Here is a 16,226-nt window from a genome sequence, read left to right on the forward strand (position 1 = left end):
CCCAAAACAAGTTATGCACTTACAATTTGAATCCAGGTTAAAAAAAACCAACTATTATTTGTTTTATTAATATACAACAAGATTACTATTTATTCAGAATACACATGTAAATAATTTATTACAATTTTATTGTGAATTAATTAATTTAATTATTACTCGCATTTAGGCTGTATTTGTTATTTCCAAAATAAAGCATATGCGGCTATTTCAACCTTCTTCAGCGCATAACATCTGTTTTAAAATCATCCAAAAACACACAAAAAACCATACTAAAATCACATTTCAGTCTAATTGCTAACACTTAAGTTACATGATATTAATGTCGTCGCTTGTTATATCAATCCGCTTAAATATGGGATTTATTTAACAATTTAAAAAGGATTGGTATAGAGCAACTAAATTTATAACATATCAACAAGGACTTAAGGATGAAGCAATCAACTGCATTTACACCTAGCTTAATTGCAGGTGCTACAATCGCACTTTCAGCAGGTTTTACAACAACAACTTACGCTGCTGAAGAAGCTAAAAAAGTAGAGCGCATTGAAGTAACTGGCTCACGAATCAAACGTTCAGATATCGAAGGACCTTCTCCGGTTCAATCAATCGCAAGAGCTGATATTGAGAACATGGGTTATGACAACCTACAACAACTCCTCGAAAGAATGCCTGTCGCGGGTAGCGGTACTTTCTCAACACGTGGTAACAACCAAGACTCAACTGCAAATGGGTCTGCTGCTGTTAGTTTACGTGGCTTAGGTGCTGATGCTACGCTCGTACTAATCAATGGCCGTCGTGTATCTATTAGTGCATTTGCCGAAGGTATCACAAACTCATTTGTAGATATTAACAGTATCCCAGTTTCTGCCATTGAGCGAATCGATATACTAAAAGATGGTGCTTCAGCTATCTACGGCTCAGACGCAGTGGCGGGTGTGGTAAACGTAATCTTGAAAAAAGACATTGACGGTGTTGAAGTTAATTTGGGCTACGGTGGTACTGATGGTCCCAATTATGAAGAAACAACAGCAAGTTTAGTATGGGGTACTACTAGCGAGAAAAGTAGCGCGTCAGTTATTATCGATTACTTTAAAAATACATCTCTTTCTTCTGATGAAATGGGCAGCTTAGGTACAGCAAATCAATCACCTTATGGTGGTGAAGATTTTCGCTCATCTCGTGGCTTCCCTGGATATTTTTATGTAGACGGTGTTAAAACAATTGATCCGGCTTGTCCTGCTGAAAATGCAACTTCAAGCGGCAGTTGTTTATTTGATTACGGCCCCTACGGTTATATCGCACCAGCGTCTGAACGCGTGGGTGCTATTTCTCAATTTGAATATAACTTTGATAATGGCATTACGGGCTTTTTAGAAATGGCAGTACAGCACAATACGTCTGTTGCGGCCGGAGCCCCTACTCCACTTGATGAAGATGCAGGCTTAACTGTCCCAGCTAGCCACCCTAACAATCCATTTGGTGAAGACATTCAAATTGGTCGTTACCGTACAGTTGATGCTGGCGCACGCCAATGGGATATTGAATCAGATACTCTTCGCTTTGTTGCAGGGCTTAGAGGTGAGTTTAATGACTGGAGCTGGGAAACCGCTGTACAAAAAGGCCGAAGTAAATCTTTGCAAACAGGTGATAGAACACAAGGTTGGGTGCGTACTGATTTCTTACAACAAGAAATTGATGCAGGAAACTACAATCCATTTGGTGGCACATACAACGACCCTGCTGTAATTGATCGTATTACAACAAGCTTAGTGCGTCGTGGTGAGTCTCACATGACTTCCTTTGATGCAAACATTACAGGTGAAGCATTTAGTTTTGGCGATGATGTAGTAATGATGGCTGCAGGTATTGAGTACCGTGAAGAAGACGTTAATGACATTCCAGATGATCAATTTCAACGTGGTTTAATATTTGGCACAGAGTCTGTATCTGCATCTGCAGATCGTGAACAATACGCAGCCTATGTCGAGTTTTCTATCCCTCTTGCTGATAATTTAGAGCTACAACTTGCTGGCCGTTACGATGACTACAGTGACTTCGGTACAACAACAAACCCTAAAGTAGCTCTTCGCTGGGCGCCTACTGATGAAATCACAGTGCGTGGCTCTTGGGCACAAGGCTTTAGAGCGCCTTCTTTGGCACAAGTTGGTTTAGGTCCATCTCAAGAAAGCCAATTCTTTGTAGATACATACCGATGTGAAGCAACGGGCCTTGATTGTGATGCACTTGATTACAACATTGAATTTGCTGGTAACCCTGACCTTGAAGCTGAAGAATCAGAATCATGGAATGTCGGCTTTATTTGGGCGCCTTCTGCTGAGTTTGGTTTAAGTGTCGATGTGTGGAGCATCACTCAAGATAACAAAATTGATGAGCAAGAGTTTGGTCCAATTTATAACTCTGAGTGTAATAACCAAGATAGTACTGTATGTGTGCGCTTAACACCTACAGGTGGCGATAGCTTAGGAACAATTCAAAAAATTTACAGCACATTTGAAAACGTTTCTTCGCAAGAAGTATCTGGGGTCGATGTTTCAGCTAACTACAATCACTCACTTGATGACTTAGGTTTATTGAAATTTAATTTAGAATGGGCATACCAAGATAAATTTGAAAAAGATGGCCGCGATTACACCGGTGAGTATGGCTATCCAGAGCACCGCTGGATTTTCTCTACAAACTGGGAAATTGGCGAGTTTAATACAAACGTAAACATCAGTTATGTAGGTGAGTTTGAAGATACCCCAGATATTGATTTTGACGGTAATTTAGACTTTGATAGCAATACATCACGTATGGTTGATTCGCAAACATTGGTAGATTTACAAACATCTTATCGTGTTACTGACTCAACTAAAGTATCGCTAGGTGTAAATAACTTATTTGATGAAGAGCCACCATTTGCAATTGGTGATGGCGACGCTGATCTATACGGTTATGCTTCAGGTGTACACAATCCTAGAGGCCGATACTTCTATACTAAAGTTAGCTTCTCGTTTTAACTTTGCGAGCTTATTTTAAAGTGAGCTAACGCTACAAATAAAAAAACCGCCAATTGGCGGTTTTTTTTATTTAAAACTAAGGGCTAAATTATAGCTCGCCTTCGTTTTCAGATAAGAACTTAGCAACGCCTTCAGGGCTTGCGTCCATACCTTTTTTACCTTCAGTCCAACCAGCAGGACATACTTCACCGTGCTCAGTATGGAACGCTAGCGCGTCAACCATGCGAAGCATTTCGTCTATGTTACGACCTAGTGGTAAATCGTTCACTACTTGGTGACGTACGTTACCTTCTTCATCAATTAAGAAAGAACCACGGAACGCAACACCCGCTTCAGGATGCTCAACGTCGTATGCTTTACAAATTTCGTGTTTAACGTCTGCAACTAGTGCGTATTGAACTTTACCAATACCGCCGTCTGCTACAGCAGTGTTACGCCATGCGTTATGTGAGAATTGTGAATCGATAGAAACACCAATTACTTCTACGCCACGCTTTTGAAACTCTTCAAAACGCTTATCAAATGCAATAAGTTCAGAAGGACATACAAACGTGAAATCTAGTGGGTAAAAGAAGATAACTGCTTTTTTACCTTTAATTGTTTCATGAAGGTTATAGCTATCTACAATTTCACCGTTACCAAGAACAGCTGCAGCGGTAAAGTCTGGTGCCTGGCGGCCTACTAATACACCCATTTTATTCTCCAAATATTTTGAGTTTGTTTTCAATTGCTTTCGCAATGCTGGTACTTATATGGGCGCTAAAAATTAAAAACCAATAGCGCATACATATAATTAATTGGCATTCTAAAGTTATTCACTACAAAAGAACAATCGCATTTAACGATGTGAGCAATCGAAAATAACGAACACTTGCAACTTGCGCTAATATGCTTAAATAATAGGTCTAATTTAAAGTGTAAGTTGCGTTGTAACTAAGTAGAAATTTTAAAAATATCGAAGTGGTTTATGCATTAAACTTTTTAGAATTTCATATACGGTGGCGCTAAATTTTACAGATATAAAAAAACCTGCAAATGCAGGTTTCTCGCTTAGACTTAGTCCATTATATCTGAGGGCATATCACCACGGATTTTTTGCCAAATCTCACCCGTTTGATGACCGTATTTACGCATCATAGAAATAGCACCATCATGCTCTTTCTTTTCTGCCAAAATGGTTAAATCTTTATAAAACTGACGAGCAAGTTCACGAGTTCCAGCATCAGAGAAGTAATGACAACCAATCTTTGAATAAAAGCCTCTAAAGCCGTTAAGTATTAATACATAAATACGGTTATTACCCGCAACGGCTAATTCGTGATGCACTTTATAATCATAGTCAGCAAATGCTTGAGCGGTGTCTTCTAGCTCATGGCTTTGTGATAAAATTTCAATCACGCGTTCAGGATTTAACTTAATTGCAGCACGTGTATAAATAGCACTAATATTAGTACGTGCAGATAAAAGCTGATCTGTCAGCTCTGGCATCTTGTCTTCATCTAAGCGCGCTAATGTTTCAAGAATGTTTAAGCCAGACGTTTCCCAAAAGTTATTTACTTTTGTAGGTTTACCATGCTGAATTGTTAGCCAACCATCACGTGCTAAACGCTGTAATACTTCTCTCAAGGTTGTTCTTGTAACACCAATTAACTCTGAAAGTTCTCGCTCGGCAGGTAAAATTGAACCTGGAGGGAAATCGCCGTTCCAAATGGACTCAACTATATATTCTTCAGCAAATCCTGCTGGGCTTTTCGCTTTAAAAATTCTCATCCAGTTCCCATTCGAATTAATCAACACTCATCGTTTTACACGAATAACTGACTGATTGTACCAGACGAAGCACAACTAACAAGTAAAGTAATATATATTAATAAAGCAAATGGGTAGAAATTTAAAATTAATAAATAATTAAATTTGGGTCTCTCTAATTTAGCTACAATGCATGAATATCTAGAGTAATATTCATTGTAGGTACATTGTTATTATGGAGATATTTTTATTTACGCAGCGCCTGAGCTTAATTAACTTATCCCGCACTTGCCATAAGAAAAAGTACAAAAAAGTGCAACCATAAAAAATTCTTTAGATGATGCATCACCTTAGTATAAGTAAGCAATATAACTGAGCTTATGTATCGATGGGAAAATAATAGAACGTCATTTAACCTTTGCTAAGGCTGAATTGAGTAGTCATTAATTTCATCTTATAAAAAGCGACTTCGGTAGCTTTTTTTTCCTTTTTGTTGCTGCATACTTTATCCTACGTCATAATCTAACGTCCTATTAAAACGCGGAATTTTTATGAACTGGCTTGCACAATTACCTACCCAACGAACCCCGTGGCTTTTATTTACAGCTATCGTTTTTTTACTTGAAGTTACCGCTCTTTTCTTTCAATACAAAATGGGGTTAGCGCCTTGCATAATGTGTATATATCAACGCACTGCAGTATTGGGGTTATTAGGCGCAGGGATTGTAGGCTCAAGTAAACCACAAAGTAAAACTGTGCGTATGATAGCGTATGTTATTTGGGGAATATCGAGTGTTTGGGGATACTTAATTGCTCGCGAACATATTGATATGCAGACCACCACAGACCCTTTTGCATTTAGCTGCGAGTTTGAACCAAATTTCCCATCATTTATGCCACTACATGAATGGATACCTAGCTTTTTTCAAGCTACCGGGGATTGTGGAAATATAGATTGGCAGTTTGTTGGCATGAGCATGCCTGCTTGGATGGAAGTGATATTTGGGATTTTCTCACTAACGCTATTTATTATAATTATTGCCCGTTTATCAATTAAAAAGTCGATTTGATATGTTTACATTTTTTTCAAGCCAATTAGACCAGCTTAAGCATTTAAAAGTACGCCAGCGTCAAGACGTAATTGCGCTTGCATTAAGTCAGCTATCGCCAACTGATAAAGTTCTATTGCGTATTATAAAGTTGCTATTACTTAGCCCACTATTTTTAATATTCACTGTATTTAAAGGTTGGATATTAATACCATTTTTGATATTTGGCGGATTGTGCTATCCACTATTAACTACACCTATTGAAATTAACTTTGCTAAAAAGCACTTAAGCGATGCGCTAAAACAATTTAATCAGGGCGCCTAGCACCCTGATTACTTTTTAGAAATATTAAAGTGAAAGTTTCCCCTCTAATTTAGCTAAAAGTTTTTTGCCAATCCCTTTAACTTGCGATAAATCACTAACGCTTTTAAATTCGCCATTTTCTTCACGATAATCCACAATTGCCTGCGCTTTTTTCTTACCTATACCAGGTAACTTAGCAAGCATCTCTGCATCAGCATTATTTATACTAATTGTCTCAGCTTGAGGCATTTGCTTAGTTACTTCTGATAATTGTGCATACGCGGTAGTCGCGGGTAGTAAACATAATAAACTTATGATGAGTAAATTTTTTAACGTTTTCATTAAACTTGCCCTTATTCTTCTTTTCTTAATTTTGAGTATTGCTCAGGAAATCAATAAATAAGGAACTGTAAAGTTCATCACTTAAAGTGTACCTAAACGCATTACCACTATGATCCGAAATCCTGAAAATGCAGCTGGTACAACAAAGTGATTGCTTAACTAAAGTAAAGTTACCGTTTTTTGTCAAATTTAAGACACCTAAAAATTAATACTTCGCGCTTGCAAATTTACTTACAAACCATTACTGTACATAAAAACAGTAATCTAATGGTTTTTTAAAAACCACGGTGCCAAGCAATTTTGCAGGAGAAATCATGGCTGTTGTTGTTAAATATGTTGTAGAACGAAACGGAGTCGAGCGTATGACGTTTACTACCAAAAAAGAAGCGGATGCTTATGACAAGATGCTCGATATAGCAGAATCACTTGAGCTGATGCTAGAAAAGGTAGACGTACCGCTTAGTGAGCAACAAATTGAATCACTTGCTTTAGAAATAGCGAAAAGCAAAGATGATTTTATGACCATATTAAAAGGTGGCAAAGATCCAGCTGTTACCAAAGCGCCAGCAAAAAGTAAAAAGTCAGATAACGTTGCATCAATTGAAGATAACAACGATAAAAAAGTAAGTTAATTCATAGAATGCTCCCTCCTCGAACGGGACAAACTAAATAAAAAAGGGAGCAACTAAGTTGCTCCCTTTTTTATTATACCAATTCGCTTAATTAAATGATCTCTTTGAGGGTGGAAAAACGTGTTGATAGCTAGGCAAAAATTCGATATTTAGTTGTTCTAAATGAGAATTTTTTAACGCCGGTAGCAACACGTTTAGCCCCGCAAAATGATTAAGTATTATTGCGGATTGGTATTAATTACTACTCATTTTAAAATAAATAGTAATTGCTAATTAAAGCTCTTTTTCTACTTCATCAAATAAAGCAGTGATGTTTTGCTCAGGCTCTTTTGTTACTAAGCTAACAACAACAATTGCAATACTCGCTAAAATAAAGCCCGGTACTATTTCGTACATAAAGCTACTTAAGCTTTCACCATTGATAGTAAATGGTCCATATATCCAAATTAGCACAGTAAATGCGCCTACTAACATACCAGCTAACGCACCAGCAAAGTTCATGCGTTTCCAATAAAGGCTAAACAATACAAGAGGTCCAAACGCAGCACCAAAGCCAGCCCACGCATTACTTACTAGGTCTAAAATAGAGCTATCTCTATCGTAAGCTAAATAAATAGCGAACATAGCAACTACGGCAACACTAATACGGCCAACAGCAACTAGCTCTTTATCACTGGCATCTTTACGTAAGAATGTTTTATAGAAATCTTCTGTTAATGAACTTGAACTAACCAATAATTGAGATGAGATAGTACTCATAATCGCAGCCAAAATTGCAGCAAGTAAAAAGCCAGCAATAAGTGGGTGGAACAGCAACTCAGAAAGAATTAAGAAAATTGTTTCAGGGTCTTCAACTACAATGTTGTTCTCATAAGTATAAGCTGCACCAAATATACCAGTACCAACAGCACCAATGGCAGCAACAATCATCCATGTCATACCAATACGGCGTGCTTTAGGCATATCTTTAACACTACGTACCGACATAAAACGAACAATGATATGTGGTTGGCCAAAATAACCTAAACCCCAAGCCATTGCAGAAATAATACCTAATGCAGAACCTGCACCAATCCAGTTAAGCATATCTGGATTTACGCTATTTAAAGTTGATTCTAAAGGTTGTTCAAGCAAAGAGTATGCAACCGTTGGTACTAGAATAAGTGCAATGAACATAATACAACCTTGCACAAAGTCAGTTAAGCTTACAGCTAAAAAACCACCAAACAAGGTATATAAAACAACTACGCCCGTTGTAATGTATAAACCCATTTCATAAGTTAAACCAAATGAGCTTTCAAACAATTTACCACCAGCGACAACACCAGATGAAGTATAAAGAGTAAAGAAAACAATAATTACCACAGCTGATACAACACGTAATAGGTTGGATTTATCATTGAAGCGATTTGAAAAGTAGTCTGGGATGGTTATAGAGTCATTTGCTTTTTCAGTGTAAACACGTAATCTCGGTGCAACTAACAGATAATTTAACCAAGCACCAATCACCAAGCCAATTGCTATCCATGTACTACTAAAACCAGTAACAAACATCGCACCAGGTAGGCCCATTAAAATCCAGCCACTCATATCAGATGCACCTGCAGACAGTGCAGCTACACTTGGAGATAGATTTCGTCCACCTAACATGTAACCAGATACATCGTCAGTAGATTGCTTATATGCATATAGTCCGATACCTAACATTACAATAAAATATAATGCTAGTGAAATAATCATTCCTGTTTCCAAATTAGCCTCCGCATAATTATTAATAATAGGCTTTAATCCAAATAATGACTCTTAAAATTTTATAGTTAAGACACTATTGGGGTAAAAACCATTCTCGCTGACTATATCATGCTTGATAATAAAATCTCCAACTTGTTGCCCTCACCTGATACAAAAATACTCATGTTGAATAATTTTAAAGCGAATTGGTGAAATATAATAAATTAAATACTAGAAAGACCTTAATTTTTAATGATAATTTATTAATCTAGCAAATATACGTAATGCTATTTTGAGTCTTTTGCCATATATTATTACAATAACTAATTAGATTACTCTTACGGAACTGTTTATGTATTTTTACGCTGCACGCCAACCTATTTTAGACAGAGATAAAAAGCTCATCGGATATGAACTTTTATTTCGCGATGGCGTTGATAACGTATTTCCCGATATAGACGGTGACGAGGCAACTACACGACTAATTGAAGGTAGTCAGTTTAATTTCGGCTTAGAAGATTTAACCGACAATAAACCCGCCTATATAAATTTCACCCTAGAAACGCTATCAAAGGGCTACCCAACACTACTGGGCAAAGATACTGTAGTTGTAGAAATCCTTGAAACTGTGCAACCTGGGAAGCGATTATTAGCCATAGTGAAAGATCTAAAAGATAAAGGTTACACTATTGCTCTTGATGACTATATTCATCAGCCTGTTTGGCGCCACTTTTATCCATTTATTGATATTATTAAAATAGACTTTTTAGCATCTGATATAGATACAATAAAAACGGTTCTTAATGATTTAAAACTGCACTCGCATATTAAGTTACTTGCCGAAAAAGTAGAAACCTATGAAATTTACCAACAAGCTCTAGAGCTTGGTTTTGATTATTTCCAAGGATTTTTCTTCTCCAAACCGGAAATGGTACAAAGTAAGGCTCTACCGCCTTCAGAAATGGCATTAGCTGAATTACTTTACGAAACATCAAGCGTTGATATGGATCTTAAAAAAATCACTGATGTGTTTGAGCGTGATGTAAACCTATCTTACAAATTACTTAGGTATTCAAATTCTGCTGCCTTTGCAAGGCGTGCTGAAATAAGTACCATTAAGCAAGCCCTTATAGTGCTTGGCGCTAACGAAATTAAAAAACTATTATCATTATTATTTGCAGCGCAAGTATCAGCAGATAAACCTATAGAGCTAATTAGGCTATCGCTTACGCGCGCTCGTTTTGGTGAGTTACTCGCTATATCCCATGGACAATTTAAAGATACCGGCATGGCATTTTTAACCGGTATGATGTCTCTTATGGATGCTATTTTAGATGAGAGTATGGAAAGCGTTATGAAAAAGCTTCCACTTTCGAATGACATAAAAGCAGCCTTATTAAACGATGAAGGCTTGCTGGCAAAATATTTAAACTTAGTTAAGTATTATGAACAAGCTAACTGGTCAGCCGCAAACGAATTAACGAAAGAGCTAAACCTAGGTGAAAAAGTTCCTGATGCCTATCATGAAGCACTGACTTGGGTTAATGAGCAAATGCAGTTAGTAGTTAACGAAAAATAAGTAACCCGAACTCTGGTTAAGATATTTACTAATTTATTGAATTATAATGATATCTAAGTTTATTTTTCTCTAGCCAAAGTTCAGATTATATAAACAGTCAATAAAAACGCCAGCATTTAGCTGGCGTTTTTATCATTGGCTTCAATTATAAACTTTCTAAAAAGTCTTCATCAAAATCAGCTGGCTCTTCTTTTATAGGTGGGTTGCCATCGTACAGCTCATAAATTTGACGCTGGAAGTAAATATCTTTTACAAATAAGTACGGATCAAGTGAATCATTTAATAGCCCTTCTTGTGGTATTAAAGCTGCACGCGCCTCAACTGCTTTTAAAACAAATACTAAAATAGTTTGTGGAGTCGTTAGCGCAACTTCAGGTAATACAAAGTTATCGACTACATCACCGGTCAGGTTACGTGCTGTTGTTGGCCCCATACCTGGTAGCATTAAATAGGCGCCATCACCTACGCCCCATACACCCAACGTTTGTCCAAAGTCTTCATCGACTATTTCAAGACCTAGTGAGCTTGCAACATCAAAGATACCAAACAGACCGACAGTAGAGTTAACTAAAAAGCGTGCTAAGCTCACACTTGCATTACCCGGTTTACCTTGCAAACCCGCATTGATCATATCTACAGGTGCGGTGATATTACCTGTAAAATTAACAATACCGTTTCTTACCGGTACAGGCGTTACTTCAACATAACCTACAGCAACTGGGCGCAATAAATAAGCATCCAGTACATCCATATTAAAGTCATATAATGGACGATTAATACTTTGCAGCGGATCTCTGTCATCTACTTTGCTTTGAGGTACTTGAGCACAGCCGGCTAGTATCAATAAACATAAAAAAGTAAAACTGTGTTTTAACATCTAACGTCCTTAAGGTATTAATGTATCAATTTGAAGTTGGTAGTCACTTACACTTTCACGCTTTAACGCCTGTGAATGACCTTCTAGCTCACCAGAGCTTGGCATAACAGAGTCATCGATAGAAATACGCGCCGAAATAATAATATTTTCTGCACTAGATAAGTTAAGCCCTGCAACCATTGCACTACTATCACTCAACTCAACTGTAATTGGAAATGAATATTTAGTCAGCTTAACAGCAGCTAATGGCATAGGTGAGCCAGTTGCAGCTTTTGCAAATATAAACAAAATACCGTCTTTTGGCTGTTTATCAATAAGCTCTTTTGCAATGTCGACTGTAACTGCAATAGCACCCGTTGTAGTAGTAACTGGCATAACTGAGCCTTCACTTTGCATTTGTTGCTCAATATCAGCAATACGTTCGGAGATCATGTTATAACGTGAATCATTTTTTTCCATGCTCGCCAATAAAACTTCAAATGCAGTTTTAGCTTGCGGCCAATCTTTACGTTCATACGCTATCAGGGCTAGTAACGAAATAGCATCTAAATTAGTAGGCTCAACGTTTAGCACTTTTGAAAGCATACCTGCCGCGCGAGTCATATTAGCTTCGCTACCTTCAAGTAATAAAACCTGACTGTAACTAATAAGAACCTGCATATTATCAGGGTTCATACGTAGTGCTTTATCAAATGACTGCTGCGCCATGTCAAATTCATTAAGCGACATAGCCACTCGACCAAGTAGCATCCAAGCAACTTCATCATCGCCAGAGCGGCTAAGTTTAGTACGAAGCGCCAATGCAAAAGCCTGCAGCTCATTTTGACTAAGCGGCTCACCTTTTTGCATTACAGCACGCTCGCCATAATCAGCTAAATTATCCATTGCGTCATGCCAAGCCGAAATTTGCTGCTGACTGCCTGTAAAACTATAAAAAATCCCTGTAAGCGCAAGAACAAATGCACCGCCTGTTAAAGCAAAAATACGATTATTACCTTTGCTGTTAAGTGATTTCTCTGGTGATAGCTCGTTCAATAAGCGACGTTTTAATTCAACAATTGATTCTGCGTGATTTACGCTATCAATGCGTTGATTATCTAAATCAGTTTGCAAATCGACTAAACGCTGCTCATAAATACTAATTAATTCAGCATTGGCGTTATGAGTAATCGTTTGAACACGCTCTTTTTTTAAAAAAGGTATCATAACAAAGCTAAGAGCAACCAGTGTGAGTAAGGCAAAACACGCCCACATTAAAATCATTTAGCTTTGCTCCTGACGTTTATTTTGTTCAATTAGCTTCGCTAGCAGCATTTCATCGTCGCTGCTCCATGTTTGTTTTACTGATGCTTTTCGTTGGCGAATAACAATAAAACCAAAGCCAACAATTACAATTAACACAGGTAGTACCCACAGCACTAAAGTCGCTGGTGTAACAGGTGGGTCGTAATGAACAAAATAGCCAAAGCGGTCAATCATATAATCAATCACTTCGTCTTTACTTTTACCTTCTTTAACCAATACGAGTACTTTATCGCGCAAGTCTTTAGCAACAACAGCGTCGGAGTCCGCAATGTTTTGATTTTGACACTTAGGGCAACGTAGCTCTTTGGTTAACTCTTCAAACAATATTGCTTGTTTGTTGTTATCAAATTGATAGCGATCTTGCTGTGCAAACGCACCCATGCTTACAAAAAGGCTAAGCGTAAGTAGTAACCACTTCATTATTTAAGCTCCTGCATAATTGGCGCAAATTTAGCTCGCCATACTCGCGGATTTATATCACCGGTGTGATGTAACAAAATAGTGCCGTTTTTATCGACTAAAAAAGTTTCTGGCGCACCCGACACGCCTAAATCCAACGACAAAGTACGGTGTAAATCTAAAATATTAAATTGGTAAGGGTCACCTGCACGTTGCAGCATATCAGTGACTTCGCTGCGAAGTGATTGCATATCAAACGGGCCATCAAAATCAGAGTCGTAACCTTGTACGTAATATAGTCCAATAATTTTAACGCCTTGCTCACGTAACTTAGTTAAATAACCAAGTTCGACTAAACATGTTGGGCACCACGTACCCCATACATTTAATAAGTAAACTTCACCTTTTAACGACTCGTTGGTCCACTGCTTATTGTCTTGCATTAAATCAGGTAAATTAAACGCTGGCATTTCTTGACCTATCCGCCCTGTTTGAATTTCACGAGGGTTGGCAAAAAGACCTTGGTATAAAAATACACACACAAAAGCAAACACTAAAAGCGGCGCAATAGCTAAAATTTTACGGTTCATAAAACACTCTCCGGTACATCTTTACGGGCTGTTTTAGCTGATGTACGGTAACGTTTATCAAACAAAATCATGAAACCTGCAAATGACATAAGCACGCCACCAATCCATATCCAGCGTACAAATGGTTTATGATAAATGCGAAGTGACCATGCATCACCACTTAATTGCTCACCTAATGCTAAATATAAATCACGTTTAAAACCGGCATCTATTGCCGCCTCAGTCATAAACTGCATACCAATGTCATATTTACGTTTTTCGGCGTGTAAACGTGTTACTAGCTCATTATTTTTAAGCACAGATACAACGCCCGCATGACCGCTGTAGTTTGGCCCACGAATAGTTTTAACGCCATCAAAGCGATATTCATACTCATTAAGCTGTGCTATTTCACCCGGTTTCATCGATACATCACGCTCTACTGAATAAGCCGAGGTAAGTGTTACGCCCGCAATAATAAATGCAATACCAATATGCCCAAGTACCATAGCCCAGTAACTTACAGTAAAGCGTTTTAAGCCTTCTTTTAAGCTCCCGTGCACAGCTGCTTTGGTGTAAATATCAATCCCTGTTGATATTGCAATCCAAACCGCCAGTGTTGTCGCTAATAACGTAAGTGGTTTTACTAAATCGTAACTTGAGAATAACCAAGCGCAGGTAATCACAACACTTGCTAATACGCCCATTAATATTTTGTTTTGCAAAAAAGCCCACTTGTTTTGCTTCCAACGTAAAAGTGGTCCGATCCCCATCAAAATAGCAAACGGTACTAAAATTATTGCAAACATCTTATTAAAAAACGGTTCGCCAATAGAAATGCTACCTAAGCCCATTTCTTTATGAACCATTGGCAACAATGTACCTAACATAACAATTAATGTAGCAACAACTAAAAATATATTATTGAGCCATAAGGCCACTTCGCGCGATACCAGCTTGTATCGTCCTTCACTGTGAACTTGTGACACACGCATTGCATATAACGCCAAGCCACCACCGACCACTATGCCTAAAAAGGCGAGTATAAATAAGCCTCTATCGGGGTCTGTAGCAAACGCATGTACCGATACAATAATACCCGAGCGTACAATAAACGTACCTAGCAAACTTAAAGAGAATGCTGCAATTGCGAGTAATACGGTCCATGATTTAAATATACCGCGCTTTTCTGTCACACTTAATGAATGCAGTAATGCGGTTGCAACAAGCCAAGGCATAAGCGCTGCGTTTTCTACTGGATCCCAAAACCACCAGCCGCCCCAGCCTAGTTCTGAATACGCCCACCAGCTACCAATAGTAAGACCTAAACCTAAGAAACCCCACGCAGTCATCGTCCACGGGCGTGACCATTTAGCCCATGTGTTATCAAGTTTACCTGTTAACAATGCAGCTATAGCAAAAGAGAAAGCAACCGACAGCCCCACATAACCCATGTACAGTAATGGTGGATGAATAATCATACCTGGATCTTGAAGCAGCGGATTCAAGTCACGCCCTTCTACCGGAAAATAAGGAAGTAGGCGCTCAAACGGGCTTGAAAGCAGTAAGGTGTACATCATAAAACCTACACCTAAAAAGCCAAGTACACCCAGTACGCGAGCACGTAATACCCAAGGTAATGATTTAGAACGCGCTGCTACAGCAGCAGTCCAACCCGCTTGCATTACTAACCATAATAAAATAGCACCTTCATGACCGCCCCACGTAGAGGTGATTTTATAGTACCAAGGCAGCGTACTACTTGAATGATACGCTACGTAAGATACGGTAAAGTCGTCTGTTAAACTTGCATAAATAAGTGCAGCAAAAGAGATTAGTACAAAAGCAAACTGGCCTATTGCTAAAGATGGAGCCGCACGCATTAACCGAAGATTACCAGTATGCGCGCCCCAAAGAGGAAAAATACACAGTAAAACGCTTAGCACCATGGCAAGCGTTAAAGAAAAATAACCAATTTCTGGGATCATAGCTAATTACCACTATCTAAGTTGTATTTTGGTTTTTCGTGCTTAATACCTTTAACTGCCTCTGCAACTTCTGCTGGCATATATTCTTCGTCATGCTTTGCTAGCACTTCAAATGCTTCAATAACATTAGGCTCGACTAATACGCCCTGCGCTACAATGCCTTGCCCCTCACGAAACAAGTCTGGCAATATGCCTTGATAACGCACAGTCACTAATGGACCTGTATCTATTAGCTTAAAGCTTACTTGTAAGCTTTGTTCATTACGCTCAACCGTGCCTGGCACAACCATGCCGCCAATACGTAACTTTTGACCTATATGTGGTTTTTCTTTGTTAGGGCCTTTGCCATCAATTAATTCGCTTGGCGTATAAAAAAGATTAATATTTTCTTGCAGTGCATAAAGCACTAAACCAATTGACCCACCAATACCAAACAGTACGGCAATAATTACCAATAGTCGCTTTTTACGTCTTGGATTCATGAGATTTGTTCCTGCTTAGCTTTTTTAATTCGCGCTTCACGTATTATTTGTTGCTCCACTGAAGCCATAATACGTTTGGTGTCTCTCAAAGAGTTCACTAAAATACCGAGTAAAATAAGTGCGCATGTACCAAAAGAAAGCCAGACATAAAATCCATAACCTCCCATTGCAATAAAATCAGAAAAAGAGTCAAACTGCAT

Annotated in this window: 16 protein-coding genes; 5 read left to right on the top strand and 11 right to left on the bottom strand. The window is 38.3% G+C overall.

Translation table 11 applies throughout. The features are described from left to right. Nucleotides 1-428 precede the first annotated feature (428 nt). A complete protein-coding gene (locus tag GQR47_RS02940; protein ID WP_165723513.1) occupies nucleotides 429-3,020 on the top strand; it encodes a TonB-dependent receptor in 2,592 nt (863 codons plus the stop codon). 88 nt (nucleotides 3,021-3,108) lie between these two features. On the opposite strand, the gene GQR47_RS02945 is transcribed toward GQR47_RS02940, so the two are convergent. Both GQR47_RS02945 and fadR read right to left on the bottom strand, forming a co-directional pair. Further along, nucleotides 3,109-3,714 (bottom strand): peroxiredoxin C, encoded by a 606-nt coding sequence (locus GQR47_RS02945; protein WP_007378637.1) that lies wholly within the window; start codon nucleotides 3,712-3,714, stop codon nucleotides 3,109-3,111. A gap of 362 nt (nucleotides 3,715-4,076) precedes the next feature. After that, complete coding sequence (gene fadR / locus GQR47_RS02950) at nucleotides 4,077-4,790, bottom strand: fatty acid metabolism transcriptional regulator FadR (RefSeq protein ID WP_024606190.1); 714 nt, start codon at nucleotides 4,788-4,790, stop codon at nucleotides 4,077-4,079. A 530-nt stretch (nucleotides 4,791-5,320) separates the two neighbouring features. On the opposite strand from fadR, the gene dsbB reads away from it, so the two are divergent. Both dsbB and GQR47_RS02960 read left to right on the top strand, forming a co-directional pair. Then, nucleotides 5,321-5,839, top strand: a complete 519-nt coding sequence (dsbB, locus tag GQR47_RS02955) for a disulfide bond formation protein DsbB (RefSeq protein WP_024595347.1) — start codon at nucleotides 5,321-5,323, stop codon at nucleotides 5,837-5,839. Between the two features lies 1 nt (nucleotide 5,840). Further along, complete coding sequence (locus GQR47_RS02960; protein ID WP_165723514.1) at nucleotides 5,841-6,143, top strand: DUF6170 family protein; 303 nt, start codon at nucleotides 5,841-5,843, stop codon at nucleotides 6,141-6,143. A gap of 24 nt (nucleotides 6,144-6,167) precedes the next feature. Here the strand turns inward: GQR47_RS02960 and GQR47_RS02965 are convergent, their stop codons facing one another. Then, on the bottom strand, nucleotides 6,168-6,464 hold the full coding sequence (locus GQR47_RS02965; RefSeq protein ID WP_165723515.1) for a helix-hairpin-helix domain-containing protein: 297 nt from the start codon (nucleotides 6,462-6,464) through the stop codon (nucleotides 6,168-6,170). Nucleotides 6,465-6,778: 314 nt separating this feature from the next. Here GQR47_RS02965 and GQR47_RS02970 point away from each other — a divergent pair, with 314 nt between their 5' ends. Next, a complete protein-coding gene (locus GQR47_RS02970; protein ID WP_004335683.1) occupies nucleotides 6,779-7,096 on the top strand; it encodes a YebG family protein in 318 nt (105 codons plus the stop codon). A 273-nt stretch (nucleotides 7,097-7,369) separates the two neighbouring features. On the opposite strand, the gene putP is transcribed toward GQR47_RS02970, so the two are convergent. Beyond that, nucleotides 7,370-8,848 carry a sodium/proline symporter PutP gene (gene putP / locus GQR47_RS02975; protein ID WP_165723516.1) on the bottom strand — a complete coding sequence of 493 codons (1,479 nt, stop codon included), beginning with the start codon at nucleotides 8,846-8,848 and terminating at the stop codon, nucleotides 7,370-7,372. A gap of 331 nt (nucleotides 8,849-9,179) precedes the next feature. On the opposite strand from putP, the gene GQR47_RS02980 reads away from it, so the two are divergent. Further along, nucleotides 9,180-10,406, top strand: coding sequence for an HDOD domain-containing protein (locus GQR47_RS02980; protein WP_165723517.1), 1,227 nt, complete (start codon nucleotides 9,180-9,182; stop codon nucleotides 10,404-10,406). Nucleotides 10,407-10,551: 145 nt separating this feature from the next. On the opposite strand, the gene GQR47_RS02985 is transcribed toward GQR47_RS02980, so the two are convergent. The 7 genes from GQR47_RS02985 to ccmD are packed head-to-tail and all read right to left on the bottom strand — an operon-like array spanning nucleotide 10,552 to nucleotide 16,226. Continuing rightward, entirely contained in the window at nucleotides 10,552-11,283 is a 732-nt protein-coding gene (locus tag GQR47_RS02985) for a VacJ family lipoprotein (RefSeq protein WP_165723518.1), read from the bottom strand. Nucleotides 11,284-11,292: 9 nt separating this feature from the next. Next, entirely contained in the window at nucleotides 11,293-12,546 is a 1,254-nt protein-coding gene (ccmI, locus tag GQR47_RS02990; RefSeq protein WP_024595353.1) for a c-type cytochrome biogenesis protein CcmI, read from the bottom strand. Then, a complete protein-coding gene (locus tag GQR47_RS02995) occupies nucleotides 12,547-13,008 on the bottom strand; it encodes a cytochrome c-type biogenesis protein (protein ID WP_002959280.1) in 462 nt (153 codons plus the stop codon). Then, nucleotides 13,008-13,577, bottom strand: a complete 570-nt coding sequence (locus tag GQR47_RS03000; RefSeq protein WP_024595354.1) for a redoxin family protein — start codon at nucleotides 13,575-13,577, stop codon at nucleotides 13,008-13,010. The genes GQR47_RS02995 and GQR47_RS03000 overlap by 1 nt, the downstream gene beginning before the upstream one ends. Beyond that, nucleotides 13,574-15,544 (bottom strand): heme lyase CcmF/NrfE family subunit, encoded by a 1,971-nt coding sequence (locus GQR47_RS03005; protein ID WP_002959282.1) that lies wholly within the window; start codon nucleotides 15,542-15,544, stop codon nucleotides 13,574-13,576. The genes GQR47_RS03000 and GQR47_RS03005 overlap by 4 nt, the downstream gene beginning before the upstream one ends. Nucleotides 15,545-15,546: 2 nt before the next feature. Further along, nucleotides 15,547-16,026: a cytochrome c maturation protein CcmE gene (ccmE, locus tag GQR47_RS03010; protein WP_002959283.1), complete on the bottom strand. Its 480-nt coding sequence runs from the start codon at nucleotides 16,024-16,026 to the stop codon at nucleotides 15,547-15,549. Further along, a complete protein-coding gene (gene ccmD / locus GQR47_RS03015; protein ID WP_002959284.1) occupies nucleotides 16,023-16,226 on the bottom strand; it encodes a heme exporter protein CcmD in 204 nt (67 codons plus the stop codon). Before ccmD ends, ccmE begins: the two co-directional genes overlap by 4 nt.

The sequence above is a fragment of the Pseudoalteromonas sp. Z1A2 genome (assembly GCF_011378755.1).
GTDB classification, from domain to species: Bacteria; Pseudomonadota; Gammaproteobacteria; order Enterobacterales; family Alteromonadaceae; genus Pseudoalteromonas; species Pseudoalteromonas distincta.

Bases quoted from the DNA above. Each gene is read 5' to 3' on its own strand.
- ccmE (WP_002959283.1), bottom strand. From the start codon at position 16,026: ATGAATCCAAGACGTAAAAAGCGACTATTGGTAATTATTGCCGTACTG.
- fadR (WP_024606190.1), bottom strand. From the start codon at position 4,790: ATGAGAATTTTTAAAGCGAAAAGCCCAGCAGGATTTGCTGAAGAATAT.
- GQR47_RS02945 (WP_007378637.1), bottom strand. From the start codon at position 3,714: ATGGGTGTATTAGTAGGCCGCCAGGCACCAGACTTTACCGCTGCAGCT.
- GQR47_RS02980 (WP_165723517.1), top strand. From the start codon at position 9,180: ATGTATTTTTACGCTGCACGCCAACCTATTTTAGACAGAGATAAAAAG.
- ccmI (WP_024595353.1), bottom strand. From the start codon at position 12,546: ATGATTTTAATGTGGGCGTGTTTTGCCTTACTCACACTGGTTGCTCTT.
- GQR47_RS02995 (WP_002959280.1), bottom strand. From the start codon at position 13,008: ATGAAGTGGTTACTACTTACGCTTAGCCTTTTTGTAAGCATGGGTGCG.
- dsbB (WP_024595347.1), top strand. From the start codon at position 5,321: ATGAACTGGCTTGCACAATTACCTACCCAACGAACCCCGTGGCTTTTA.
- GQR47_RS02960 (WP_165723514.1), top strand. From the start codon at position 5,841: ATGTTTACATTTTTTTCAAGCCAATTAGACCAGCTTAAGCATTTAAAA.
- GQR47_RS03000 (WP_024595354.1), bottom strand. From the start codon at position 13,577: ATGAACCGTAAAATTTTAGCTATTGCGCCGCTTTTAGTGTTTGCTTTT.
- GQR47_RS02970 (WP_004335683.1), top strand. From the start codon at position 6,779: ATGGCTGTTGTTGTTAAATATGTTGTAGAACGAAACGGAGTCGAGCGT.
- GQR47_RS02985 (WP_165723518.1), bottom strand. From the start codon at position 11,283: ATGTTAAAACACAGTTTTACTTTTTTATGTTTATTGATACTAGCCGGC.
- ccmD (WP_002959284.1), bottom strand. From the start codon at position 16,226: ATGCAGTTTGACTCTTTTTCTGATTTTATTGCAATGGGAGGTTATGGA.
- GQR47_RS03005 (WP_002959282.1), bottom strand. From the start codon at position 15,544: ATGATCCCAGAAATTGGTTATTTTTCTTTAACGCTTGCCATGGTGCTA.
- GQR47_RS02965 (WP_165723515.1), bottom strand. From the start codon at position 6,464: ATGAAAACGTTAAAAAATTTACTCATCATAAGTTTATTATGTTTACTA.
- GQR47_RS02940 (WP_165723513.1), top strand. From the start codon at position 429: ATGAAGCAATCAACTGCATTTACACCTAGCTTAATTGCAGGTGCTACA.